Origin of the sequence: Microbacterium sp. MAH-37, from assembly GCF_009758255.1 — a bacterium.
In the GTDB taxonomy this organism is placed as follows: Bacteria; Actinomycetota; Actinomycetes; order Actinomycetales; family Microbacteriaceae; genus Microbacterium.
Window position 1 is genome coordinate 187,019 of record NZ_WSEN01000009.1, and the last position, 25,186, is coordinate 212,204.

Sequence of the window (25,186 nt, forward strand, 5' to 3'; positions counted from 1 at the left end):
GATGCGACCGGCTCAGCGAGCCGGGCGCGCGTCCGCTCGCAGCACGGCCGGAAGCACGACGTGCGCCTCGGGGATCATCCCGGGGCGCACCCGCGCCCGGAAGATCCAGTAGCTCCAGCCCTGGTAGAGCAGCACCACGGGCAGCGCGACGACAGCCACTACGGTCATCACACCGAGTGTGTACGGGCTGTTCGATCCGTTCCAGACGGTCAGATCGAAAGCGGCATCCACGGTCGACGGCAGCACCAGCGGAAACATCCCCGCGAACACCGCCCCCGCGCCGAACAGGCCGAACGCGGCGTACCCGGTGAACGCGAAGCCCTCACGACGCCCACGCGCCGAGACCCAGCCGAACACCGCCCCGGCGACTGCGAGCACGATGAACGCCCACGACAGCACGTTTCCGCCGTGCTCGAACTGCACCCACAGCGCCCAGACCGCGGCGGGCACCAGGCAGAGCGGAGCCCAGCGGGCCGCGAACCGTCCGGCGCGGTCGCGCACCGGGCCGTCGGCCTTGAGACCCAGGAACGTCGCCGAGTGTGCGAGGGCGAAGCCCACCACGGCGAGACCGCCGAGCACCGCCGGGACCGTCAGCCACACGAACGGACCGCCGACGCGATCGCCGTTGGCATCGATCGGCAGCCCTGTCGACGTCAGCGCCAGCGCCGCACCGATGCAGAAGGCCACGATCAGCGAGCCGAGCCCGATCAGCCAGGTCCAGACGTCGCGCCAGAGCTGCGTCGCCACCTTGCCTCGGTACTCGATGCCCACCGCGCGCACGATCAGCCCGACGAGCGTGATCGTGAGAGGCACGTACAGCGTCGAGAACAGCGACGCGTACCAGGCCGGGAACGCGGCGAACAGTGCGGCACCTGCGGTGATCAGCCACACCTCGTTGCCGTCCCACACCGGGCCGATCGTGTTCAGCATCACCCGGCGGTCGCGCTCGTTCCGCGTGGAGAAGATCATGTGCATCCCCACGCCGAGGTCGAATCCCTCGAGCAGCAGATAGCCGATCCACAGCACCGCGATCGCGGTGAACCAGACGACGGGCAGCGGTTCCATGGTCATTCCTCCCAGTTCTCGGCGAGCGGTTCAGTACGCGAAGGACAGCACATCGTCGGATGCCCGGCCATCGGAGCCCTCGTCGTCATCGTCATGCCCACGTGCGCCCAGCTCGGGCATCGAGGCCGCGACCCCGCCGCGGATGTACTTCACCATCAGGAAAAGCTCGATCACGAGCATCACGCCGTACACCGCGGTGAGCGTGATGACCGAGAACAGCAGTTCCCCCGCCGTGACACCAGGCGAGACGGCTGCGGCGGTGAACATGAAGACTCCGTCGATGCCGGTGGCGTCGGGGTTCGGCGCGACCACGAACGGCTGCCGGCCGAGCTCCGTGAAGATCCATCCGGCGATGTTCGCGGCGAACGGCGCGACGATGCCGAGCAGAGCGAGCCGCATGATCCACTTCGAGCGCAGCACGGTGCCCTTCCTGGTCAGCCAGAGCGCGATCACCGCGCCGGCCGCGACGACGCCGCCCAGGCCGATCATCAGCCGGAAGCCCCAGTAGGTGACCCACATCACGGGCACGTAGTGCACCTCGGTGCCGGCGCGGTCGCCGTAGAGCGCGTCGTCGGGGATGGTCGCGCCGTACTGATCGACGTACTGCGGCTCCAGGTCGCGGATGCCGGGCATGTCGGCGCCCCACTCGCCGGTGCCGAGGAAGCCGAGCACGCCGGGAACCTCGATGAGGGTGATCACGTCGGAGCAGTCGCTCGAACCGGGGTCGCCGAGCGAGAGCACCGAGAACGACGATCCGGTGTGACAGGCGGCCTCTGCCGCGGCCATCTTCATCGGCTGCTGCTCGTACATGAGCTTGCCCTGGATGTCGCCCGAGACGACCGTTCCGAGGAAGCCGACGATCGCGACGACGGCCCCGAAGCGCAGTGACCAGAGCCAGACGCCGTGGTCGACCTTGTCACGCCCCGGCGCGGCATCCGTCTGGCCGACCACGACGCGGCCGGTGGCGTCGACGGTGTCGATGCCGTCGTGCCGGCGGCGCCACAGGTGGTACCAGGAGATGCCGAGCAGGAACATGCCGGCGACGACCAGCGCGCCGAGGATCGTGTGCGTGTAAGCCGCCAGCGCGGTGTTGTTGGTGAGCACCGCCCAGACGTCCGTCATCACCGGACGACCGTCGTCGCCAAGCTCGACGCCGACGGGGTGCTGCATCCAGGAGTTCGCGACGATGATGAAGAACGCCGAGATCCACGACCCGATCACCGCGCACCACAGCGCGGCCAGGTGCAGCCCCTTGCGCAGGCGCCCCCAGCCGAAGATCCAGATGCCGAGGAAGGTCGACTCGACGAAGAATGCCAGTAGACCCTCCATCGCGAGCGGGGCGCCGAACACGTCGCCCACGAAGCGGGAGTACTCGCTCCACGCCATGCCGAACTGGAACTCCTGCACGAGTCCGGTCGCGACGCCGACGATGAAGTTGATCAGGTAGACCTTGCCCCAGAACTTGGTCATCCTGAGGAACTTCTCGTCGCCGGTGCGCACCCATCGGGTCTGCATGATGGCTACGGCCATACCGAGACCGAGCGTCAGCGGGACCATCAGGAAGTGGTACACGGTCGTGATGCCGAACTGCCATCGGGCGATGTCGAGCACGTCCACGCGGATCTCCTTCGCAGAGCACGGTGCGGCGTCTGCCGCCACCTTGAATTCTACGCGCCGTAGAACTCGTTCTACAGAGCATAGAACAATTTCGACGTGAGGTAGAATGGACAATACCGCGAAACACGGAGGATGGATATGGGAACGCTCGGAGAACTCGAACGCGCCGTCATGGACGCGGTCTGGGATTCCGCCGCCGACTCCGTCACCGCCTACGACGTGCAGGACATCCTGCAGACCGGGGGCCGCTCGCTCGCCGCCACGACACTGCTGACCGTGCTGTCCCGGCTCGAGAAGAAGGGCTTCGTGGCCTCGGATCGCTCCGCCCGCCCTCATCGTTACCGCGCCATGGCCTCGCGCGCCGACCACACCGCCGAACTCATGCACGAGGTGCTCGGCGAGGCCGGCGACCGCACCGCCGTGCTGGCGCGTTTCGTCGGGGGCGTCACCGACGAGGACGCCGCAGTGCTGCGCCGTCTGCTGGACGGCGCCTGAGAGGCATCCCATGCCGCTGATCGCCGATCCGTCGCTGGCGGGAGCCGTCGTGATCCCGCACGCCGTGATCGTCGCCGCGACGGTCGCGCTCGGCGTCGTCGCGCTCGCTCTCGCCTGGCCGGTGCCGGTCGCACTGTCGCGCTCGTCCTGGCCGACCCGGATGCCGGTCATCGCGCTGCTGCTGTGGCAGGCGATCGGCCTCGCCGGAGGCCTCTCGATGATCGGCGCACTGGCCTTGGGCGGATTCGCCCTCGTGCCGGAGCACCCCTGGTACATGCTGCTTCCCGCCGTCGCGTTCACGGTCTACCTGCTCACGCATCTGGCGATCACGATCGTGCAGGTCACGAGGCAGCGCCGACGCCACCTGGCGCTGCTCGAGCTGCTCGCCTCGCCGCATCCGACCAGGGCGCGCACCCAGGTCATCGACGACACCGTTCCGGTGGCGTACTGCCTGCCGCGCGGCGCGGGCTCTGTCACAGTGCTCTCGCAGGGCCTGATCGACCGGCTCGACCCGGACGAGCTCGTCGCCGTCATCGCCCACGAGCGCGCGCATGTCGAGCAGCGGCACGACCTTCTGCTGCTCGCCTTCCGCGCATGGCGCGCAGCCCTTCCGTGGTTCCCCATCGCCGCCCGCGCCGAGGCCGACGTCGCGGCGCTCGTGGAGATGCTGGCAGACGACCATGCCCGCCGCGAGGTGCGTGACGAGGTGCTCGCCCGCGCGATCCTCGCGGTCGGCGCCGCCGGCGTGCCGGGCGCCGAGCGCGCGGTGTCGGGCTCATCCCGCGTGAGCGACCGCTTCCGCCGGCTCGCCGCCTGACGCGGCGGCCCCCAGCCGCAGCATCCCGTCGCCGGCGCGGCGATCCTCTGCCCGGTGCGAGACCAGCACCACGATGCGGTCCTCGGTGGCGGCACGCACGTCCCCCATCATCGCCGCAGCCGTGGGCGCATCCAGATGTGCGGTGGGCTCGTCGAGCAGGAGCACATCGGCGCGAGTGAGCAGCGCACGGGCAACGGCCAGGCGCTGGCGCTCCCCACCGGAGAGCGCCGATCCGCCGGGCCCGACACGAGTGTCGAGGCCGAGTCGCTGCACCAGAGGCGCCAGGCCGGCCATCCGGAGCGCGGCCTGCAGCTCCGCGTCGTCCGCGGCATCCTCGCGCGACCGCGCCAGCAGCAGATTGCCGCGGATGGTCGAGTCGAACACGTAGGCGTCCTGAGGGCACCACGCCACCCGGCTCCGCCAGGCCCGCTCCGAGAGCCGGGTGATGGGGGCACCGTCCGCGAGGATCGCCCCGCGCTGCACCGGCAGAGCACCCATGATCGCGGACAGCAGCGTGGACTTGCCCGACCCCGAGGGCCCGTCCAGCACCAGCCAGCGCCCCCGCGCCGCGCGCCCGCTGACACCGGCGACGGCCGGCGCGGCAGTGCCGGGGTACTGGAAGTCCACGTCGTCGAGCGCCAGCTCGCGGACAGGATCGTCCAGTCGAGAGCCGCTCCAGCCGACGGCCGGCGCAGGCTCCAGCACCGGCGAGAGGCGGGAGATCAGCGCGCGCAGCGCCGGCATCCTTCCGACCGCGTCGACGAGCGCGACCAGCGGCTCCGCCAGCGCGAGCGCGACGAGCGCGATGACCGACGCGCGCTCCGCGGGCAGGTCAGGCCCGATCAGCGGGATCAGGACACCGAGCAGCGTGACGCCCGCGGTGACCACCGCGGCGCCGAGCCCTGCCGACCAGGCGGCGCGACGCTCCGCCTTGGCGAGCCGCTCCGCGCCGGCGTCGAGGACTTCCAGAGCCGCCGGAGCGGCGCCGTTGCTGCGCAGGTCGTCGGCCGCGGCGCTCAGGGCGGATGTGCCGCGCACGATCTCGGACCGCGCGGCGACCCGGGCCGATCCGGCACGACGCTCCGAGAACAGCGCGAGCAGCGCAGCCAGCACGACTGCGACCACGAGGATCGCGGCCACGGCGACGGTGAGCGCGGGGGCGACGAGGCCCGTCGTCACGACCGCCGCCAGCAGCACCAGCACGCCGGCGCCGAGCGGGGGCAGCACTCGCGGGAGCTGATCGCGCAGATCGCCGGACAGCGTTACCAGGTAGTCCAGCGGCGCACCACCGGACAGCAGCCGGCGGGAACCCGCGCCGCGCGCGGCGATCGCGCCCCACAGCCGCATACGCAGCGCATCGACCACGCGCAGGGTCGCGCGGTGGGTGACGAGCCGCTCGGCGTAGCGGCTCACCGCTCGGCCGATGCCGAACGCCCGCACGCCGACGATCGCGACGAGGAGGTACATGATGTACTCCTCGACACTCGCGCGGACGATCAGCCAGCCCGACAGTGCCGTGAGGGTGATCCCGAAGCCGGCCGTCAGCGCCGCCAGCAGAACGGATCCCGCCCACATCCAGCGGTGCGGTTTCAGCAGTGAGCGCAGTGTGAGCCCGTTTCCGGCCCGCATCCCATCCGGCACCTGCGCGACCTCCGGTTCCGGAGCCGCGGATGCAGCGGATGCGTCGGACATGTCAGCCCCGGCGCCGGCATCCGCCTCGTGATCCCGCGCGGGAACGGCGCCGTTCAGCGCGATCCGCCATTCGGCCAACGCGAGCGTCTCTGGCTCGTGCGTTGCGAGCACGACCACGCAGCGGCGGGCCCTGCGCAGCACGGCGGCCCGAACGAGGTCGGCGGAGCGCCGGTCGAGGTGCGCCGTCGGCTCGTCGAGCAGGAGCAGCCGAGCCCCATGGTCGACGCGGGCCAGCGCACGCGCCACCGACAGGCGACGCTGCTCCCCCGGGCTGAGTTCGGCGGTGGCGGCATCTGCGAGAGCGGTGAGCCCGAGTTCCTTCAGCGCCTCCGTGTCCGCCCCGAACAGGGCCAGCTCGGCACGGGGCGTGTCCGCGAAGAACTGCGGCGCCTGCGGCGCCCACGCCACGTCGTCGGATCCCACCCCGGAGATGGCCCCTGCGACTGCGGCATCCGCCGGCAGTGTCCCGGCGAGGGCGGCCAGCAGCGTCGACTTGCCAGCGCCGCTCGGTCCGGTGACGGCGGTGATGCCGGCGAGCGTGGCGGAGACGCCGTCGAGGACAGCGTCCGGTCGCCCCGCGTAGTGGACGGTGACGCCGTCCACCCGCACCGGCCCGGGCTCCGCACGGCGCAGGTCTTGCCGTTCCGGCCGGGCGAGCAGCTCCTGCGCCCGCCCGAGCGCGGACAACCCGTCCTGTGAGGCGTGGAAGGCCGCGCCGAGTTCGCGCAGCGCGAGGAAGCACTCCGGTGCGAGGATCAGTGCCACCAGTGCCGGCTCGAGCTCCATCGTGCCGTTCAGCAGGCGGATGCCGAGCAGCACCGCGACGACGGCCACCGAGAGCGTCGCGATCAGCTCGAGTGCGAGGGCGGAGAGGAACGCCCAGCGCAGTGTCTCCTCGGTACGCTCCCGGTACCGCCGCTGCACGACGTCGAGAGCACGCGTCTGCTCCGGCACCCTGCCGAGGCCGACGATCACCGGGAGCCCGCGTGCGAGCTCGGCGAGATGGTCGGCGAGCCGGGTGAGCGCGGTGAGCGCAGCGTCCGTGCGCTCCCGGGTGTGCTTGCCGATCAGCACCATGAACAGCGGCACCAGAGGCAGCGTCAGAACCACGACCAGAGCGCTCACCCAGTCCGCGCCGAGGATGCGCAGCCCGACGATGATCGGCACGACGGCCGCCGAGATCGTCGCAGGGACGGACTGCACGTAGTAGTCGTCGACGGCGTCCAGCCCGTCGGCGGCGAGCACGGCCGTGCCGCCTCCGGACCTCCCGCCGTCGGCGAGGCGCCGCCACAGTCGCCCGCGCAGCTCGCGCTTGACGCCGGTCGCGATGCGGCGGGCGAGCACCGCGGTGCCCCATTCGCCGCCGACGCGGAGCACGACGCCCAGCGCGCCGAGGAGCACGATCGTCCGGCTTGTGCGCTCATCCAGACCGGTGCCGGCGAGGGCTGCGATGCCACGCGCCACCGACTCGGCGATCAATACCAGGCCGAGTGCGCGCAGCGCCGCGAGCACGCCAAGCCCGTACAGGGCACGGCGCGGGGCGGGCCCCGTTCCGGGGCGCACCGCGGGTGCAGCCGCAGCCGCGCGACGGGCTTCACTCACCCACGGATCATTCACGACCTGCTGACGACTCACGCCTCCAATTCTACGCGCCGTAGAAATTATCGCGCGACGGAGAGATCCGGAACCGCGCCCGGTAGTCGGACGGCGTCACCCCGAGCCTGCGCCGGAACGCCCGGTTCAGCGTGTCGACAGTGCCGAAGCCGCAGTCCGCCGCCACGCGCTGCAGCGTGTCCTCGCTCGCCTCGAGGCGATTGCGCGCCACCTCGACCCGTGCGGACTCGACATAGGCCGCCGGGGTCATGCCGAGCTCGGTCTTGAAGATCCGGGTGAGCTGGCGATCACTGACGTGCGCCCTGGCGGCGAGCTCCGGCACCGTCAGTGGTCTCGCGAGATGTGTGGCGATGTGATGCCGCAGCTCGTCGATCCGCGGTGTGGCCGATCCGGCGGTGAGCGAGACGCTGAACTGGCTCTGACCGCTCGGCCTCTTGACGTACATGACCAGCTGCCGCGCGACCCGTACGGCGCACTCCTGCCCGAAGTCCTCCGCGACGAGGGCGAGGCTGAGATCCAGGCAGGCGGTCAGCCCCGCACCGGTCCAGATCGCGCCCTCGCGGATGAAGATCGGGTCGGGGTCGACGGTCACGTCCGGATGCTCCGCCGCCAGCTGCGCGGCCGTCGACCAGTGCGTCGTGGCTCGCAGGCCGTCCAGCAGGCCGGCTGCGGCGAGGACGTGCGCGCCCACGCAGACGGATGCCACACGCCGAGTGCCCGGTGCCAGCATCCGCACCCGCTGCACGATCGCAGGATCGACGACCGCGCGCACCCCGTCGGCGTCGCGCTCGACCGCGCCGGGAACGATCAGCGTGTCGACCCGGCGGCCGGCGACTTCATCGAACGTCGCGTCCGGCAGCACGCGCACGCCCGCGGAGGTCGTCACCGGCGCCATGGTCTCGGCGACGAGCAGCACCTCGTACCCGGTGGGCTCTGTCATCTCGCGCTCGAGCAGCGAGAACACCTCGGCAGGACCCGTGACATCGAGCAGGTCGACACCGTCGAACATGGTGACGACGATCAGACGGCGGATCATGGACACTCCTCGATGATGTCTGTTTCTGCAGCTTGCATGACATTGCCGACATCGGCGGCCGCTTCTAGCGTAGAACGTGCCCCACAGCCGGGGCGTCTCTCTCCGAAAGGAACCACGATGGCCACTCCCCTGCGCGAACTCGACGGTCACCCGCACGCACCCGCGACCCTCGCCGACTCGACGGTGATCCTCGTCGACTACCAGAACACCTACACGCAGGGGGTCATGGAGCTCGAGGGCTGGTCCGCGGCGCTGGACGCCGCCGAGAGACTTCTCGAGCGCGCACGACGCGAGGGCGCGAAGGTCATCCACGTGCAGCACGACGGCGGCGAGGGCAGCCCGTACGACATCCGCGCCGAGATCGGCCGCATCCACCCGCGCGTCGCCCCGCTCGACGGCGAGCCGGTGGTCGTCAAGACCGCGCCGAACGGCTTCGTGGGCACCGACCTCGGCGATCGCGTCGACGCCGCGGGCAATCAGGACGTCGTCGTCGTGGGGTTCATGACGCACATGTGCGTCACGTTCACGTCGGAAGGAGCCTTCCTGCGCGGCAACCGCGTCACGGTGGTCGCGGACGCCTGCGCGACGAGGGCGCTGCCGTCGGCCGCCGGAGCCGTCAGCGCGGCCGATCTCCATCGCGGCGCGCTGGCGACGATCGGCGACGTCTACGCGCAGGTCGTGCCGGACGCCGACGCGCTGCGCTGAGCGGTCCTCAGGGAACGAGCACGGCGCGTCCCTGGATCCGTCCGTGGTGCAGGTCGTCGAAGGCCTGCATCGCGTCGTCGAGGGAGTAGCGGACGACCTCCACGCCGATCCTGCCTGCGCGCGCCAGCGCGACGGCCTGGCGCATGTCGGATCGAGTGCCGCCGTACGCCCGCTCGATGCTGACGCCCCATGGCAGCGCGGTGCTGCTTCCCGCGACGTAGGGGAACGATCCGTTGCCGAGGCCGACGAAGCGGATGGCACCGCCGCCGCGCACCACCGAGACCGCGAGATCGACCGTGGGCTGGACGCCGACGAAATCGAACACGACGTCGGCGCCGATGCCGCGGGTCTCGGCCAGGATCCGTGCCGCCGCGTCGCCGTCGCTCGGGATCGCGAGGTCGGCTCCGTGCTCACGCGCGAAGGCGAGCTTCTCGGCATCCGTGTCGAGCGCGATGATACGGGCGCCTGTGGTCGCGGCGAGGATCTGCAGGGCCATGTGCCCGAGGCCGCCGAGGCCGATGGTGACGACCGTCGCGTCGCCGACCAGGCGGTCACGGACGGTGTTGATGGCGTGCATCGGCGTGAGCGCCGCATCGGCCAGCGGAGCGGCGGCGACCAGGTCGAGATCGCCGATCGGGTCGAGATGACGCGCCTTCACGGCGATGTAGTCGGCCATCCCTCCCGGGGTTCCGATGCCGGGCGAGAGCGGCGCGAGCGCGTCCCGCGGGTAGGCCACCTCGCACTGGTTGTCGCGGCCCGCCAGGCATTCGCGGCACTGCCCGCAGGACAGGATCAGGGCGACCAGCGCACGGTCGCCCACCTGCCAGCCGTGCACGTCCTCGCCGAGCCGTTCGACGGTGCCGGAGACCTCATGGCCCAGAGTCCCGCCGATGAGGGGGTTGTCGTCGCCCATCCCGATGATCGCGATGTCGGAGTGGCAGAGCCCGGCGCCGCCGACTTTCAGCAGCACCTCGTCGGCCTGGATCTCCGGAACCGGCTTGTCCAGGATCTCGACGGTGTCGTTCCTGACGTAGGTGACGGCGCGCATGGCGGCCTCCTCCTTCTGGCCGCGAGCACGCGGCCGCAGATCGAACGGGCGCGGATGCGGCCCGCTCCGAGGCTACCTCTCGGCCACGCCGCCGCGTAGCGTGGCCGCCATGGCAATCGTGCGCATGGACAATGTGGGAATCGTCGTGGACGACCTCGATGCAGCGGTCGAGTTCTTCACCGTGCTCGGCATGGAACTGGAAGGACGTCAATCGATCGAAGGCGAATGGGCCGAGCACGTCGTCGGACTCCGCGGCATGCGCTCGGAGATCGCGATGATGGGGATCCCCGGAGCCTCCGGCAAGCTCGAGCTCGCGACTTACCACGCGCCGGAACTGCTCGGCGGAGAACCTGCGATCCCGAACACCCTCGGTTTCCACCGGGTCATGTTCGCGGTCGACGACCTCGACGAGACGATCGCCCGCCTGCGACCGCTCGGCGGAGAGGTGCTCGACGAAGTGGTGGACTACGGGGGTGTCGTGCGGCTGTGCTACTTCCGCGGCCCCGGGGGCATCGTCCTCGGTCTCGCCGAGGACTCTTGACGGCTCAGCCCTCGCGGGCGCGCAGCACGCCGTCGTGCAGGTCGAGCACGCGATCCGCGCGCGCGATCATCGCGGGGTCGTGCGTCGCGACGACCGCCGCCGTGCCGCGACGATGCACCAGGCTCGCGATGAGACCCATGATCTGCGCGCCCGTCTCGCTGTCCAGCTGCGCGGTCGGCTCGTCGGCCAGCAGGATGCCCGGCTCCATCACCAGGGCACGCGCGATGCCGACCCGCTGCTGCTGACCCCCGGAGAGCTCGCCGGGTCGCTGACGGGCGTGGTCCTCCAGGCCGACGTCGCGCAGCGCGTCCGCGACGCGTCGGTCGCGCTCGGCTGGGTCTGCGCGCCGGATGCGCAGCGGCACCTCCACGTTCTCGGCGGCGGACAGCACCGGGATGAGTCCCGCCGTCTGGAAGATCGATGCGATCCGTGATCCACGCAGCGCGGCGGCATCCGTTCCCTCGTCCGCGAGATCGACGCCGTCCACGAGCACCCGCCCCGCCGTCGGCCGGTCCAGTCCGCCGAGCAGCGTGAGCAGCGTGGTCTTCCCTGCGCCCGAGCGTCCCGCGATGACCACCAGCTCCCCGGCCGCGACCGACAGCTCCGCGTCGCGCACCGCGACGACGTCACCACCCGGGCTCGGGAACACGCGGGAGAGCGACTCCGCCTGCAGCACGGCGCTCATGACGCATCCTCCGCCCGGCCGTCCTGCCCCGGCGCGACCCGCACGTGGTCGGGTTCGAGGGTCAGTCTCACGCGCTCGCGCAGATCGAGCGCCGTGACGAAGTCCGCCGGCAGCTGCATCCGGCCGGCGCGGTCCAGCACGGCGTACTCCTGTGCGGTGCGAACAGACCGCCCCTCGTCATCCGTTCCGGTGCGACGCAGCGTCTCGGTGGACGTGCGGCCGTCCCGGATGCGGACGGTGCGCTCCACATGCTCCGTGACACCGACATCGTGCGTGACGATGAGCGTGGTGACGCCGCGCTCCCGATTCGCGCGTTCCATCGCGCGGAGCACCTCGGCGCTGGTCTGCTCGTCGAGCTCGCCGGTCGGTTCGTCCGCCAGGAGGACTCTCGGCCGGTTCGCCAGCGCCACGGCGATCGCCACACGCTGCCGCTGCCCACCGGACATGTCCGCGGGTCGCTTGTCGGCGACCTCAGCCGCACCGAGCTGGTCCAGCAGCTCGTCACCGAACGCCGCCCGCTCCGTGCGCGGCACGACACCGGCGACCTGATGCACCATCGCGATGTTCTCGCGCGCCGACAGGTACGGCAGCAGATTGCGGGCCGACTGCTGCCAGATGAAACCGACGCTGCGGCGGCGGTACTCCAGTCGCTCCGCGCCCTTCATGGTCACCAGGTCGTGTCCGGCCACGCGCGCGGACCCTGCCGTCGGCCGGTCGAGCCCGGCGAGGATGCCGAGCAGCGTGCTCTTCCCCGAGCCGGACGCCCCCACGAGGGCGACCATCTCCCCCGTCGTCATCCGCAGTTCGAGGCCCTGCAGAGCCTGGACCTCGATGCCCTGCGCCGTGAAGATCCGCACGAGCCCCTCGCACACGATCGCTCCGTCTGCCATGTCCTGCTTCCTCTCCTGCGCCGCGCTCATCGTCAATCCTTGTCATCCGCCCTGATCACGCCGGCCGTCCCGAGCCGTGAGGCCAGCACCGCCGCCACGACGACGGCCACCCCGGTGAGAACGACGTAGGCCGCTACCGCGAGTGCCAGCCAGACTCCGCCCAGCTCCACCACAGGCTGCGCCTGCCCTCCGACGAAGCCCCGCAGGTCGAGCTGCGGTATCACCAGGATCGCCATCACGACTCCGGCCCCCACCCCGAACGGCACCGCCAGCAGCAGCGCCGGCGCGACCTCCCACGCCACCAGCGCGCCCGCACCGCGGCGCGACCGCCCGAGCGTGCGCAGAATCGCCAGCATCCTCGCCCGCGACGGAGCACCGAGCAGCAGCATCGCGATCACTGCCACAGCCAGCAGAGCGGCGACGACCACGCTGGCCGCCAGCAGCGCGCCCTGAACGATCACGTACCCCGGGTCGCCCGCCCTGGCCGCAGCCACTTGCGCCGGCGTCTCGAAAGACGCGTCCTCGCCGATCGCCTCGACAGCCGCACGGCCGACCCGCTCGGCGTCGGCGCCGGGGGCCACCGCCAGGTAGAGCTGGGTCACGCCGGTGGCGCGCTGGCCGAGCTCTTCGGCGTTCGCCTCGTCGACGATCACCCACTGCTCGGCGGTTCCGAACGGCACCTCCGAGGACGCGACGCCGACGACGTGCACCGGCGTGCCGTACACCTCGAACTCCGCGCCCGCCGGAGCATCGAGCCCGAGCAGGTCCCGCAGCTTCTCGGAGATCACGACGGGCACGGTCTGGTCCGCGGGGTCCGTCAGAGCCGTGGGAAGAGGGATCGCCCCCTCGCGGCCGCGCTGCATCGCAGAGAACGCGTCGCGATCAAGCGCGTAGACGCGTGTCTGCGCCGTCTTCTCCGTGGTGGACGCCTGCACGCTCGAACCGCCGGTCACCCCTGCTGTCGCCGAGACTCCGTCCAGGTTCTCGACGCGGTCGATGCCCTCTGCGGTGATGTAGGCACCGGAGATCCGCACGTCGGCACCGACCTCGCGCTCCGACGAGCGCACGATCCCACTCGAGACCGTCGCCGCGAACGCGACGGCGAAGACGGCGACGCCAAGCCCCACCACGACCGCGAACACCGGCGCCGTGCGCACCGCCGTGTCGCGTCGTGCTCGCGCCGGTCCGAGCAGTGCCGTCAGTGACGCCTGTCTGCGCCCGCCGTTCTCGGCGAGCAGGAGCAGCGCCGGCAGCAGTCGCAGCGTCAGGATGCTGCCGCATGCACCGAGCAGGACGAGCAGCGCGAGCAGCATCGGGTCGGCGCCCTCAGCGCCGCCCCGGGCCAGGATGAGTCCGGCCAGCACGGCCGTGAGCACCAGGATCAGCACCTCACCCGCGAGACGCCATGTCCCGCGCGGCTCCGCGGCGCCAAGATCACGACGCCCGCGCCGCCCGGCATCCGTCAGAGTGCTCCACGGCAGGGTGGCCGCGGGGACTACGGCGAGGACCAGCGGGACCAGCAGCACCCATGCCCCGGTCCACCCGGGGCGCACGGCGGCCGCGCCGGCGCCGATCAGTGCGCCGATCAGGCCGAGGGCTGCGCCCTCGCCGCCGAGCAGTGCGATCAGGCGCCCGGTCGATGCGCCGCGCGCCTGGAGAACCCTGGTAGGCCCGACCCGTCGCACGGCGATCAGGCGACCGACGAGACCGAGTACGACCAGGGCGACCACGACCGGCCCGACGACGGCGACCGCGACGACCGGCGTCATCGCGTCCGCCCGGACCATCCCCGCGTCGAGCGCCTGGGGCAGCCCGGAGCGGAACGGCAGGCCGCGGTTGAAGAAGGTGTCGTCGTGCATCGGTATGGTGACCGGATCTGCGGCCAGCAGGCGCAGCTGGGCCTCGATCTGGGCGGCGACGCCCGCATCGATCGCCGAGGTGTCGAACGGCATCCAGGACGCGATCTTGATGTCCCGGACGCGGGCGGTGAGTTTCGACGCCTCGTCCACGTGCATGAACGCCGCGACGACCAGGATGCGGTCGCCGTTGCCGTCGATCTCGATGAGGGGATCGACCGAGCCTCCGATGAACAGCCAGTCGCGGTCCTCCTCGTCCGACGGCGACACGACGCCGGTCAGCGTGACCGAGAGGTCGTCCCAGAGACGTTCGGTCCCCACCTTCCAGTCGAGCTGTCTGGCGACGGTGTCGGTCAGGGCGATCTCGATGCCGTCGAGCGGGTCGGTGAGTTCCGGCATCCGCCCATCCATGAGATCCGATCGCTTCACCAGCCCCGGATCGGAGACCAGCGAGACCTTGTTCTTGGGCGGCGGAGCGGCGCGGTGCTTGTCGGGATCGATCGTGGGAACCGCATCGACGCCGACCGTGAGCCGCGGGGTGCCCAGCATCGCGCGCAGTGGTTCGGGCTGTTGCTCTCGGGCCTGCTCCAGCGAGTCGAGCGCGAGCCCCCACACACCGGCGTCGGGATCTGCCGACGCGCCGAAGGCGGGCAGCCCCGGCATCGTCGCGGACGGCCACCGGACCAGCGGCGGCAAGGACTCGACCGCGCGCTGCACGGTCGCGGTGCGCCCCTCGGCGAGCAGCGCGGGAGCGGAGACGCCGAGGTAGGACAGCACGGCGATCACCACGATCACGAACACCGACAGCGCGGGGGTCGTGAACGCGCCGCGCGCCGAGACCGGGAGCCGAACGCTCATGAGCCCAGCCCCAGCACGATCGGCAGCACGACGACGGCCACGGCGGTGCCCAGCAGGGCGCCGGCGATCAGTGCGTAGCCGGCGACCCCGGTCGTCTCGCCGACCCGCAGCGTGCGCTGCTGGGACCGTCGGAGGCCGAGGGCTCGGAGCACGAGCGGCTCCTCCCGGCGTGAGCGGGACATGGCTGATGTCGCGGCGAAGAACCCCGCGACGCCCAGCATCGCGGCGATCAGAGCGCCCGCGGTGAGAACGGTCGAGGCGACCGAGGTGACCGGTGTCGCGCTCACCTGTGCTTCGGTGAGGATCCGCACGGGATGGGTCGCCTGCGTGCGCAGCAGCGATGCGACCGTGACGGGATCCGCGCTGTCCAGCCAGAGCTCGTCGGCCGCGAGCCGGACGCCGGCCGCGCGCAGCCGCTCCGGGTCTGCGGCGACGCCCCACCCGGAGCCGATCCCTGGCAGCGCGTCGACGATCCGCAGGACCTGGATGGACACCGGCTGCGCGGCGAAGCGGACCTGCGCCGTGAACACCGTGCCGACCTGGGCGCCGAGGCGATCGGCGAGGCTCCTGGTCAGCTCCGCGCCGACGACGTTCGCGGATCCGGTGTCCATCGACCCGGTGAACCCGAGCGCCTCAGACGGCCCCGCGAGCAGGTCCACGGTGTCGGCACCGATCGCGAGCGGCGTCCGCAGGATCTCCGCGGCAGAGGTCACGCCACTCCACTCCGCGGCCTCGGCTGCTGTCGTGTCGAGTCCCTCGTCGGTGATCAGCCGGACGTCCCCGCCGAGCACCGCGAAGCGGGTGCGCTGCTCGGCAGCACCTGCGGCGACCGGAGCCGCGGCCGCCAGGGCGATCGAGGCGGCCGCCAGCGCGAGGCACAGGATCGCGACCGCGGTCCCACCCATCCGGCGCGCGATCTGCCGCAGCGGCAGGATGGGTGCGATGCCCCGCGTGCGGCGCAGGGCGCGCTCGGCGAGCGCCGCGAGCGGAGCCGCGATCACAGGGACCAACGTGCACGCGGCGATGAGCATCAGCGCCGGGGCCGCCGCGGCGAGCGGATCGGGCGCGCCGTCGGCGCGGACGACGGATCCCGTCGCGAACAGCTGCCAGGTCGCGAAGGCGGCGAGGGCGACCGCGGCGAGAGCGGGCACGAGCAGCACCGGGAGCGTGCGCAGACCTGCATCGCTCCGCGAGGCATCCGCTCGCACCGACGCGCCGCCACCGGTGATCCGTGCGGTGAACAATGCGGAAAGGAGTGCCGGGACGAGTGCGGCGCCCGCCGCGATCAGCAGAGCCGTCGTACCGGCGCCGACTGTCAGCACGAGCCCGGCCAACGCGACCAGCGCCCCTGCCGCGCCGAAGATCAGGGCTTCGGCTGCGGCGCCGACGGCCAGACTGCGACGCGATGCTCCGCGCGCACGCAGCAGCACGATCTCTTCGGCCCGCGCGGCGGCGAGCATCGCCAGGACGATGCCGAGCACGAGCAGGCCGAGGAGCGCGATGATCAGCAGCGGCGCGACCAGCAGCCCGCGAGTTCCCGCGACGGCGGCGGCCTGGCGCTGGAGGGTCGCGCCGAGGCCTCCGATCACATCCATGTCGTGGTCGCCGTCCGGATCGACGACCTCCGGCACTGCGCGCAGCTTCGTGACTCCCGAGATCAGGGCGGGGAGCTCGGCGAGGTCAGTGCTCTCCGGAGCGACCTCCCAGGTGACGCTCGGCGGGTCGGGCAGGCCATCCAGCGCGTCGGCGACGGTGAACGCGGGACCGATCACGCCGTCGTTCTCGCCGGACACGACCGAGGGATCTCCGTGCCACGCAGGGTCGGCGGCATCGTCCGGGGTCCAGGTGCCCACGAGCGCGAGCTCCACGCTCCCGGCCGCGGGCTGGAGGGGATCGATCTTGGTGATGGTGTCGCCGACCGCCAGTCCGCGGCGCTCGGCAGCAGCGACGGGCAGTGCGATCTGCTCCGCGGACTCCGGCCAGGCTCCGTCGGCGAGAGCGGCGAGTCCGGGCACACGCACATCGTCCAGCAGCCCGAGCTCGAAGGTCCGCTCCGAGGCGAACGTCGCATGCACGACCGCACTCACCTGACGTGTGATCACGACGTCCGCGCCGGAGAACGCCGACGCGACGGCGTCGCGCACCGCGGCGTCCTGCGCCCCGGCATCCGCCGCCTGCTGTGCGACGACGCGCATCGTCCGCGCGTCGGGCTCGGCATCCGTGAGCATGCGCGCACTGCCGTCGGCGATCATGCGCTCGGCGACGGCATCCAGACCGCCGATGCCTGCGACGAGGAGCGCCACGATGACGGCGACCAGCGACAGTCGACCGACGTGTACACCGGCCCGTCTCACCGCAAACGCCATCGTCCCTCGCTCTGCACGCAACGCAGAACAGTTTCGCCCGGTCTGCGCGGGCGCGCAATGGGCAGCCGATCAGGCGCTTCCGTCGAGCGACCCGCTCAACCTTCCATGGAAGGCACGACTGTGCGGGTTCAGCCCCACGAGCTCCACCGTCGCCCCGTGCGCGGCGTACTTCGTCTCGACCGCGTCGAGCACGGCGACGCTGGAGGCGTCCCACACGTGCGAACCGCTGAGGTCGATGACGATGCGCTCCGGATCGTCGACGTACGAGAATCGGTCCACGAGATCGTTGCTCGATGCGAAGAAGAGCGGGCCGAGCACCCGGTAATGCGCGACGGCGCCGCCCTGCGTGATCTCCCGCTCGACGGTGGTCACGTGTGCGATCCGCCTGGCGAACAGCACCAGGGCCAGCAGCACGCCGACTCCGACGCCGATCGCGAGGTTGCCGGTCGCGACCACGATCGCGACGGTGACGAGCATCACGGCGGTCTCCGAGAGCGGCATCCGCTTCAGCGTGGAGGGGCGGACGCTGTGCCAGTCGATCGTGCGGAGCGCGACGATCATCATCACGGCAGCCAGGGCGGCCATCGGGATCGCCGCCATCACGGGCGAGAGCACCGCCACGAGCAGCAGCAGGAACAGCCCGGCGATCACGGTCGAGACGCGGCTGCGCGCCCGGCCGAGCTGAACGTTCACGACGGTCTGGCCGATCATCGCGCAGCCGGCCACGCCGCCCCAGAAGCCGGCCAGGATGTTCGCGACGCCCAGCCCCCACGACTCGCGCGACTTCGACGAGCGGCTGTCGGTGAGGTCGTCGACGAGCTTCGCGGTGAGCAGGCTCTCGAGGAGGCCGACCAGGGCCGCTCCGACGGCGGTGGGCAGGATGATCTGCAGCGTCGTCAGGTCGAACGGGACGGTCCAGGGAGTGAGGCCCGGGAGTCCCCCGCTGACGGAGCCCTCGTCGCCCACGGTCGGCACGTTCAGCCCGAAGATCATCGCCGCGGCCGTGACGACGACGATCGCGACCAGTGGCGCGGGCACGGCGGTGGTGAGCCTCGGCAGCAGCACGACGATGAGGATCGTCACCGCGAACAGCGGGTAGACCATCCACGGCACGTCGATCACATGCGAGACCTGCGCCAGGAAGATGAGCACACCGAGCGCGTTGACGAACCCGATCATGACCGAGCGTGGGATGTAGCGGATGAGCCGCGCCAGCCCGAACACCCCGAACAGCACCTGCAGCACACCGGTGAGCAGGACCGTCGGCAGCACGTACCCGGTCCCGTGCGCAGCGACCATCGGCGCTATCACGAGTGCCACGGATCCGGCCGCGGCCGAGACCATCGCGGGCCGGCCGCCGAGGAACGACATCGCGATGGCCAGCGTCACCGATGAGATCAGCGCGACGTCCGGCCCCACGCCCGAGATCAGCGAGAACGAGATGACCTCGGGGATCAGCGCGAGCGTGGTGACCATGCCCGCGAGCACCTCGGTGCTCAGCAGCCGCGGGTGCCGCAGCACGGCGAGCGCCGGGACCTGCCCGTTGGGCAGCCGGTACGCGGCGGACTCAGGCGCTGACGGCGGCAGCGGCATCCTGCTCCTCCGGCAGCGCGACCTTGAGTTTCGCCCAGGAGCGGCCCTGGGTGTCCTTGAGGATGTCGTACTCCACGTCGACGTGCGGCTCGATGGCGCTGTACTTGTCGTTCGGGGCGCCGATGACCAGCTGGAAGCCGAGGCCGCGCCAGGCGCCGATCGCGCGCTTGGTGAAGTGCGCGTCGGCCTTGATCAGGGCCTCGTCCATGAACACCGGTGCGTACCGCGGGCGCTCGGCACCGGCATCCCCGAGCTGGTAGCGGAGGGCTGCGCCGACGATGAACGCGATGAGCTCCTGCGACTCGCCACCGGACTTCTCGCCGATGTGATCGTAGAGGGCCACATGCTGTTTCGTGTCGACCGTGACCCGCTCGGCGCTCACCCTCACGTGGTTGCGCACGTCGATGAGCTCGGCGAAGTCGGGCGCGGAGCGCCGCAGATGCGTGATGAGCCGCGACATCCGCCGGTAGGCGTGCTCACGGTCCTGGTCCGTCGACGCGTTCTCGATGAGCCCGCGGACCTCGCGCAGGTCGCGCCGGAAGCGCTTGCGCGCCTCGGACTGGCTCTCGCGCGTGGTGATCTGCAGGCGGTGGTCGTCGTCGTAGAACGGCAGATCCTGCATGATCCGGTTGATCGGCTCGATGCGCTCACGGATCTCGCGCAGCGCGCGGCCGAGCGTGGAGTCGAGATTGGTGAGGTCGTTGCCGGAGAGATGCACCAGGCTGTCCCGCCACTCGCTCTCGAGGCGGTGCAGCCCGCTGGTCTCGAGCGCAGTGAGGATGTTCTCGAAGTCGTCGACGTAGAGGTCGGGGTCGGCGAGCAGGTTCGGGTTCTCCCAGCGCTCCAGGAAGCCGCTCATCAGGCGGCGCATGGCTTCGCGCTGTTCGTGGTGCGCGTCGAAGGCCGCAGCACGGTCTTCGGTGAGCCTGGCACCCGCGGTGCCCAGCGCGCCGTCGAAGCGCTCCAGCAGCACCGATGGCGCGGCCTTGGCGGATGCCGGCGTCGCGAAGCGCTCGTCCAGGTACTGCGCCTGCTCGGCGTCGACGGCGCGCTCCGCCTCGGCCGCCCCTTCGATCAGCGCCTGCCCGGCGTCGACCTCGTCGGTGATCCGCGCCCAGCGGTCCTCGACCTGCTGGCGCTCAGCGCTCGCGGCGCCGATCTCCTCACGCAGTCGCACGAGCAGTCGCTTCGACTTCTCGATCTGCGCTGCGATGCCGGCGATGTCGGGATTCTCCTCACCGATCTCGGCTTCGAGGCGCCGCCAGCGCTCCTGCTCGGCGGTCAGGGCGGCGACGTCGACGTTCTCCCAGACGACGTCGACGATCCTGGCGTAGGCCGCGCGCTCGGCGTCGAAGCGGTCCAGCGCGCTCTCCGCCGCGGCGACCTCGGCATCGGCACGCTCCAGCGCGGGCTGCAGGTCGCGGACTGCGGCCTCGAGCTCGCGCAGCCGTGCGCGGTTGGAGAAGCCGAGCACGTTCGCCCGGCCGTGGCCGCCGTGCGCGCCCTGGTCACCGCGCGACATCTGCCCGGTGATCGTGAGTGCCGCCTCATGCCGGGCGAGGTCCGCCGCCGTGTTCACGCACACGAAGTCGAAGCGCTCACCGAGCCGCACCTGCAGCCAGCCGGTGAACGGCGAGTCGGCGTAGTCGAGCCGGCCTGGCATCCGGTCGGCCTCTCCCCCACCGCTCGCGCGCAGTCCGGTGTGCACGCCCTGGTAGCTGAGCCGGCGAGGCGTCCGCACACCGTCGATCGCGCCACGGAACCGGTCGAGATCGGCCGTGTCGATGAGCACCGTGGTGGCGAAGCCGCCCAGGGCGAGGTTGAACGCCTCTCGCCAGGGCTCGTACTCCGTGCGCACCTCGATCAGCTCGCCGACGAACGGCAGCTGGTGCGGCTCGAGTCCGGCAGCCTCGGCGAGCAGCTCGCGCGAGCGGTACAGGTCGGCGGGGATGTTGCCGGAGAAGGCGGACGCCTCGTCGAGCGCCCGTTCACGCTGTGCGAGTTCGCTGCGCAGCCCGTCGCGTGTGCGCCGAGCCTCGGCCCAGGCCTCCCGAGCGCTGCCCTTCGCATCGGCGTCTGCCAGCACGGCGCGGCCACGTGCGACGATCTTCTCGAATTCGGCCCGGCTGCCCACCTCGGCGCCGAGCTCCCGCAGATCGTCCTCGAGCCGCTCGCGCTGGGCGCGAGCCTCGTCGAGCCGTCGCTCCACGCCGCGCAGCTCGCGCTGCGCGGTCTCCAGCCGGTCGCCGCCGCGCTCGCGCAGCAGGTCGCGCAGGCCGTCGTGCTCGGACTCGGCGGCATCCGCCTGCACGCGCTTCTCGCGCACCTGGGCGTCCAGCTCGCGTCGCCGGTCGCGCAGCTCGTCCTCCACCTCGCGGAGCAGATCCATCCGCCGCTCCGCCTTCCACAGCGAGGCGATCGAGGACGGGTCGTCGAACACGCCGACGGCGTCGATCAGCGTCATCCGCTCCGCGGCGTCCTCGATGCGGCGACGCAGGTCGCGGATCGGCTCGAGTGCCGCCACCTGCTGACGCGCCACGAGCATCCGCTGCTTGGTGCTCTCCAGCTCGTCGAAGTGCTGCACCACGGCGTCCGCGGTGCGCATGGTTTCCGGCTCCTCGAGCACGAGACGCTTGTACAGGTCGTCGACGGTGGTGATCTGCTGGCCGGCCTGGATGCGGGCGAGCAGGCTCATGGCGTTCGCACCGGCACCTGCCGCGCCGATGCCGAGCAGCGAGTGCAGACGCGCGGAGAACTCGCGATCGGTCCCCACGGGCTCGAGTCCGGCGGCGCGGACGGATGCGTCGGTGAGCCGCTGAGCGGCGGCCTTCTCCAGTTCGGCGAGGTCGAAGGCGGCGTTCACCGTGGCGCGCACGCGCACGGTGTCCTCCAACACGCGGGCTCCGGCCGGGATGTACCAGGCGCGCACCGCGGTGAACCGAGAGTCGTCGTGGTCGCGCCAGGTCATCGCGATCGCGGTCCAGGTGTCCTCCCCGTCGCCGCGGAGCACCTGCACTTTCGTGCCCTCCTCGGTGCGGGTCTCGTCGAGCTTGCCGCGGCCGTAGGAGAGCACGTTGCGCTGCTCGTCGCCGCGCGGCCGCCCGGTGACGCCGCCGTTGGACGCGCCGTTGAACGGCGTCGTGTGCGGCATCATCAGCGCGATGTAGGCGTCCATGAGGGTGGACTTGCCGGAACCGGACCCGCCGCAGAGCAGGGTTGCCGCTGGTGAGAACCGCACCCGGTGCGGGCCGCCGTCGTAGCCGCCCCAGTTCACCAGCTGCAGGTCCTCGGCGACCCACTGCTGTCCGCGCGAGGCCTCCGGGATGAGGCCGAAGAGCGTGTCGATCATCGTCATGCGCGGACGTCCTCCAGTGCCTCGGATGCGTCAGCCGCGGCCTCGGATGCGCCGAGCCGCTCGGCGGCGGTCTCGCGCAGCCAGTCGCGCAGCTCGGTGAGCTTCTCGGCGCTGAGCACCACCTCGACGAGGGGGCCGATCCGGTAACGGCCGGTGGTCTCCTCGCTGATGATGCCGTCGTTCGACAGCTTTCGCATCGCGTCGCGCACCGCCTTCTGGCGGCGCGAGATGTCGCCGTCGGCGTCGGTGAAGTAGCTCAGAACGGTCTGCTCGACGTCCTCGATGTCGATGCGCGGCGCGGCCTCACCGGCCACGTTCTCCCGCTCGTAGACGGTGCGCAGGTGCACCAGCACGAGGGTCTCGGAGCGGGTGTAGGGCGTGTCGCGCAGCAGGATGGGGATGTCGAGCTCCTCGATGCGGATCTGCTGCTTGTAGGCGAGACCGTGCTCGTGGTCGACGACGAGCCGGATGTAGAGGTCGTTGAGCCTGGACTCGATCACCGTCTGGTTGTCGAGCAGCGTGCGCCACTCCTGGCGGTTGCGCTCGGCGAGCAGGAACCGGCGGTGCAGGATGAGGGCGAGCGTGCGGCGCACCTCGGGGTCGAGCACGCCGCGATCGCCGGGGAACAGCTCGGCGAGGTCGTCCTCCATGGCGACGGGGGCGATGAAGCCCGCTTCCTCTGTGCTGTCGCTGGTCATTCCGAGTCCTTCCTCGCGTGCGCGGTCACTGCCTCGAAGGCGAACCGACGCGCAGTGCCGTCCGGGCGCACGGTCTCGACGATCGATACCCCGTCGCCGGCCTCGAGGGCGCCACGATGGGCGATCTCGAGCAGTCCGAGCAGATCGACGGGTCGGCGGGTGATGTCGGCGGCGCCCTCGAACGCCTCGCCGAGGTCGAACGTGTCGCCGAGCCCCGCGACGTACGCCTCGAGCTCCGCATAGTGCGGTCCGCCCCAGGCGCGGGTGTCGGCGTCGAGGAACTCGACGTCCTGCCCCTGGGAGGACAGCGCCGCGGGAGATCCGGGCGGGCGGATGTCGCCGAGCGACTGCCTCAGGTGACCGATGTGCGCGACCGGCAGGCGGCGCAGCGGCTCGACCGGGGTCTCCGGCGTGCGCGTCTGGGTCCAGGCCTGGAGACCCGCGATCACGTCGCGCAGCAGCTCGTCCACCTGTCGGTCGCGCGCCGGGTCGTGCGTGCGCACCTGTCCGGCGATCACGTGCGAGGCGCGCCGCTGCGCGGTGAGCACCTCCTGGACGCCGAGTTCCATGCGGCGGCCGATCATGTCCAGCTCCGCGCGCTGCGTGGCATCCAGCCGCTCGGCGAAGGGGCGCGAGAGCAGGCCGTGCAGCTGCTCGGTGAGGGCGTCGATGCGCTCCGGATCTCCGATCAGGCGCAGTGCGCCCGCGAACGCCTGGCCCTCGCGGGTGGACTGCATGACCTGCTGCCCGCGCAGCAGATACTCGCGCAGCACCTCGCCGGTCGGGCGCTCGTCGCGACGCAGGTCGCGGATCACGTCGCGCTGCATCGCCTTGATCGACTCGGCGACGCGGGTGAAGTCCGCGGGGAGGCCCCGGGAGAGGTGCAGCACGTTCTCGGCCTCTTCGAGCAGCTCGTCGTCGGGGACCGGGTCGCCCGGACCGTCTTCGAGGGCGGCGATCTGCGCGTCCAGAGCCTCACGCTCGGCCTTCAGGCGCCTCAGGCGCCTGGCCGGGTCGCCGTCGGCATTGCCCGCGAGGCGCTCCACGGCCTCGAGCAGGGTACGCACCCGAGAGTTGGAGACGCGGGATCCGCCGCCGGTGAGGTCGGCGATCTCGAGCGCGCGCACGGCGTGCGCGGTCAGGCGGTACACCTCGGTCTCGCCGTCGATCTGCTGGCCGAGCCAGCCGACCCTCACCCAGTACCGGCACACCTCACGGCCGGATGCCGCAGGCAGACGCCTGCGGTCGTCCTCGTAGCCATCGGCGCGGAGCTGGTCGAGCATCTCGCCGACCTCGACGTGCGCGTCGGCGACCGTCACCGTCGGGCGATCGGCGGAGAACATCGTGCTCAGTGCCGAGACGACGAACGGCGCGTACCTGCCGTGCAGCAGGTCGAGGGTCGGCGTCTTGAACGCTGCGAGGGCGCGCAGGTAGGCAGCCCCTGCTCGAGTACCCGTCACGCTGCTCCCGAAGTTCCATGAAAACCGTGCCGATCCCGCGTGGTTCCGCGCAGAGCAGCATCCTCCAGCCTAGTGCGGCAGCTCACCCGCAGAGGATCACACGAAGCCCTGCTCGACCAGCACGCATCCGCTCTCGGTGATGACGTGCGCCTGCCCGGACCCGCCGACGACCCGCGACCAGCTCTCGACGACCAGGCGATCCCGGTGGATCGACATGTCGAAGCCGCCGTACATGCCTGGGTAGCCGAACCACAGCCTCTCGAGAGGTTCTGCAGCGATGATCTCGGTCGCGATCGGCCGGAATCGCACCGGATCGAGCCGTTCGGTGCGCTCCGCGATCAGGTCGGCCAGGTGCCGATCCCACGCGGCGAATCGTCGCTGCTCGGGGTCGGCGGGCGTGCGCGTGGCGAGAACCTCGCGCAGATGACGGTGACCGTGCTTCTCCGCCACGTCGATCGGGCGGTCGCCGTCGGAGTTCCGGAGCGACCGCCACGCACCGCGTCGTACGAGCCCCTCGGCCACGTCGACCGGCGCGCCGAGGAAGGCGGCCTGATGCAGCGGGGCGAACCAGGACGGCCCGCCGATCCGCCAGTGATTCGCGCTCGGGCGGCCGGACGAGTCGAGGAGGCCGAACACCCGAACCCAATCCCCCGCCTTCGCCGCGTCGGCGAGCCGATCGATGGCGTCGACGTGGTTCGGGTTCAGCGCTTCGGGATCGAGGATGCCCGGCCATTCCGCGCTCGTCATCGGCTCCGCCATGCATCCACTATGCCCGAGCGCGGTTCCTGCCGATGC

At 71.4% G+C, this 25,186-nt stretch carries 18 protein-coding genes; 4 read left to right on the forward strand and 14 right to left on the reverse strand.

Going from position 1 to position 25,186, the window contains the following annotated elements; all coding sequences use genetic code 11:
- Positions 1-12: 12 nt before the first annotated feature.
- Entirely contained in the window at positions 13-1,065 is a 1,053-nt protein-coding gene (gene cydB / locus GON06_RS13125; RefSeq protein ID WP_157312724.1) for a cytochrome d ubiquinol oxidase subunit II, read from the reverse strand.
- Between the two features lie 30 nt (positions 1,066-1,095).
- Positions 1,096-2,682: a cytochrome ubiquinol oxidase subunit I gene (locus GON06_RS13130; RefSeq protein WP_332837525.1), complete on the reverse strand. Its 1,587-nt coding sequence runs from the start codon at positions 2,680-2,682 to the stop codon at positions 1,096-1,098.
- A 138-nt stretch (positions 2,683-2,820) separates the two neighbouring features.
- On the opposite strand from GON06_RS13130, the gene GON06_RS13135 reads away from it, so the two are divergent.
- A complete protein-coding gene (locus GON06_RS13135; protein ID WP_157312725.1) occupies positions 2,821-3,177 on the forward strand; it encodes a BlaI/MecI/CopY family transcriptional regulator in 357 nt (118 codons plus the stop codon).
- Between the two features lie 10 nt (positions 3,178-3,187).
- Positions 3,188-3,994 carry a M56 family metallopeptidase gene (locus tag GON06_RS13140; protein ID WP_157312726.1) on the forward strand — a complete coding sequence of 269 codons (807 nt, stop codon included), beginning with the start codon at positions 3,188-3,190 and terminating at the stop codon, positions 3,992-3,994.
- On the opposite strand, the gene cydC is transcribed toward GON06_RS13140, so the two are convergent.
- Positions 3,953-7,321: a thiol reductant ABC exporter subunit CydC gene (cydC, locus tag GON06_RS13145; RefSeq protein WP_332837526.1), complete on the reverse strand. Its 3,369-nt coding sequence runs from the start codon at positions 7,319-7,321 to the stop codon at positions 3,953-3,955. The two genes, GON06_RS13140 and cydC, sit on opposite strands and share 42 nt — an antisense overlap.
- A 10-nt stretch (positions 7,322-7,331) precedes the next feature.
- Entirely contained in the window at positions 7,332-8,336 is a 1,005-nt protein-coding gene (locus tag GON06_RS13150) for a GlxA family transcriptional regulator (RefSeq protein ID WP_157312727.1), read from the reverse strand.
- Between the two features lie 117 nt (positions 8,337-8,453).
- Between GON06_RS13150 and GON06_RS13155 the strand changes: the two genes are divergently transcribed.
- On the forward strand, positions 8,454-9,041 hold the full coding sequence (locus tag GON06_RS13155; RefSeq protein ID WP_157312728.1) for a cysteine hydrolase family protein: 588 nt from the start codon (positions 8,454-8,456) through the stop codon (positions 9,039-9,041).
- Between the two features lie 7 nt (positions 9,042-9,048).
- Here GON06_RS13155 and GON06_RS13160 read toward each other — a convergent pair whose 3' ends face one another.
- On the reverse strand, positions 9,049-10,089 hold the full coding sequence (locus tag GON06_RS13160; RefSeq protein ID WP_157312729.1) for a zinc-binding dehydrogenase: 1,041 nt from the start codon (positions 10,087-10,089) through the stop codon (positions 9,049-9,051).
- Positions 10,090-10,198: 109 nt separating this feature from the next.
- On the opposite strand from GON06_RS13160, the gene GON06_RS13165 reads away from it, so the two are divergent.
- Positions 10,199-10,630, forward strand: coding sequence for a VOC family protein (locus tag GON06_RS13165; RefSeq protein WP_198346697.1), 432 nt, complete (start codon positions 10,199-10,201; stop codon positions 10,628-10,630).
- A gap of 4 nt (positions 10,631-10,634) precedes the next feature.
- Here GON06_RS13165 and GON06_RS13170 read toward each other — a convergent pair whose 3' ends face one another.
- The 9 genes from GON06_RS13170 to GON06_RS13210 form a co-directional block, all read right to left on the reverse strand.
- Positions 10,635-11,315, reverse strand: a complete 681-nt coding sequence (locus GON06_RS13170; protein WP_157312730.1) for an ABC transporter ATP-binding protein — start codon at positions 11,313-11,315, stop codon at positions 10,635-10,637.
- Positions 11,312-12,235: an ABC transporter ATP-binding protein gene (locus GON06_RS13175; protein ID WP_157312731.1), complete on the reverse strand. Its 924-nt coding sequence runs from the start codon at positions 12,233-12,235 to the stop codon at positions 11,312-11,314. The genes GON06_RS13170 and GON06_RS13175 overlap by 4 nt, the downstream gene beginning before the upstream one ends.
- Positions 12,236-12,237: 2 nt before the next feature.
- A complete protein-coding gene (locus GON06_RS13180) occupies positions 12,238-14,919 on the reverse strand; it encodes an ABC transporter permease (RefSeq protein ID WP_157312732.1) in 2,682 nt (893 codons plus the stop codon).
- Complete coding sequence (locus GON06_RS13185; RefSeq protein ID WP_198346698.1) at positions 14,916-17,285, reverse strand: hypothetical protein; 2,370 nt, start codon at positions 17,283-17,285, stop codon at positions 14,916-14,918. The genes GON06_RS13180 and GON06_RS13185 overlap by 4 nt, the downstream gene beginning before the upstream one ends.
- 69 nt (positions 17,286-17,354) lie before the next feature.
- On the reverse strand, positions 17,355-18,878 hold the full coding sequence (locus GON06_RS13190) for a SulP family inorganic anion transporter (protein WP_157312734.1): 1,524 nt from the start codon (positions 18,876-18,878) through the stop codon (positions 17,355-17,357).
- Positions 18,853-22,233 carry an ATP-binding protein gene (locus tag GON06_RS13195; RefSeq protein ID WP_157312735.1) on the reverse strand — a complete coding sequence of 1,127 codons (3,381 nt, stop codon included), beginning with the start codon at positions 22,231-22,233 and terminating at the stop codon, positions 18,853-18,855. The genes GON06_RS13190 and GON06_RS13195 overlap by 26 nt, the downstream gene beginning before the upstream one ends.
- Positions 22,230-22,931, reverse strand: coding sequence for a DUF4194 domain-containing protein (locus tag GON06_RS13200; RefSeq protein WP_157312736.1), 702 nt, complete (start codon positions 22,929-22,931; stop codon positions 22,230-22,232). Before GON06_RS13200 ends, GON06_RS13195 begins: the two co-directional genes overlap by 4 nt.
- Positions 22,928-24,391 carry a DUF3375 domain-containing protein gene (locus GON06_RS13205; protein ID WP_332837528.1) on the reverse strand — a complete coding sequence of 488 codons (1,464 nt, stop codon included), beginning with the start codon at positions 24,389-24,391 and terminating at the stop codon, positions 22,928-22,930. Before GON06_RS13205 ends, GON06_RS13200 begins: the two co-directional genes overlap by 4 nt.
- A gap of 96 nt (positions 24,392-24,487) precedes the next feature.
- The gene (locus tag GON06_RS13210; RefSeq protein WP_198346699.1) at positions 24,488-25,150 is read right to left on the reverse strand and encodes a hypothetical protein; all 663 of its coding nucleotides are present in this window, start codon (positions 25,148-25,150) and stop codon (positions 24,488-24,490) included.
- Positions 25,151-25,186: the final 36 nt, after the last annotated feature.

Bases quoted from the DNA above. Each gene is read 5' to 3' on its own strand.
- GON06_RS13170 (WP_157312730.1), bottom strand. From the start codon at position 11,315: ATGAGCGCCGTGCTGCAGGCGGAGTCGCTCTCCCGCGTGTTCCCGAGC.
- GON06_RS13200 (WP_157312736.1), bottom strand. From the start codon at position 22,931: ATGACCAGCGACAGCACAGAGGAAGCGGGCTTCATCGCCCCCGTCGCC.
- GON06_RS13210 (WP_198346699.1), bottom strand. From the start codon at position 25,150: ATGGCGGAGCCGATGACGAGCGCGGAATGGCCGGGCATCCTCGATCCC.
- GON06_RS13150 (WP_157312727.1), bottom strand. From the start codon at position 8,336: ATGATCCGCCGTCTGATCGTCGTCACCATGTTCGACGGTGTCGACCTG.
- GON06_RS13165 (WP_198346697.1), top strand. From the start codon at position 10,199: ATGGCAATCGTGCGCATGGACAATGTGGGAATCGTCGTGGACGACCTC.
- GON06_RS13140 (WP_157312726.1), top strand. From the start codon at position 3,188: ATGCCGCTGATCGCCGATCCGTCGCTGGCGGGAGCCGTCGTGATCCCG.
- GON06_RS13135 (WP_157312725.1), top strand. From the start codon at position 2,821: ATGGGAACGCTCGGAGAACTCGAACGCGCCGTCATGGACGCGGTCTGG.
- cydB (WP_157312724.1), bottom strand. From the start codon at position 1,065: ATGGAACCGCTGCCCGTCGTCTGGTTCACCGCGATCGCGGTGCTGTGG.
- GON06_RS13160 (WP_157312729.1), bottom strand. From the start codon at position 10,089: ATGCGCGCCGTCACCTACGTCAGGAACGACACCGTCGAGATCCTGGAC.
- GON06_RS13195 (WP_157312735.1), bottom strand. From the start codon at position 22,233: ATGACGATGATCGACACGCTCTTCGGCCTCATCCCGGAGGCCTCGCGC.
- GON06_RS13185 (WP_198346698.1), bottom strand. From the start codon at position 17,285: ATGGCGTTTGCGGTGAGACGGGCCGGTGTACACGTCGGTCGACTGTCG.
- GON06_RS13190 (WP_157312734.1), bottom strand. From the start codon at position 18,878: ATGCCGCTGCCGCCGTCAGCGCCTGAGTCCGCCGCGTACCGGCTGCCC.
- GON06_RS13155 (WP_157312728.1), top strand. From the start codon at position 8,454: ATGGCCACTCCCCTGCGCGAACTCGACGGTCACCCGCACGCACCCGCG.
- GON06_RS13180 (WP_157312732.1), bottom strand. From the start codon at position 14,919: ATGAGCGTTCGGCTCCCGGTCTCGGCGCGCGGCGCGTTCACGACCCCC.
- GON06_RS13175 (WP_157312731.1), bottom strand. From the start codon at position 12,235: ATGAGCGCGGCGCAGGAGAGGAAGCAGGACATGGCAGACGGAGCGATC.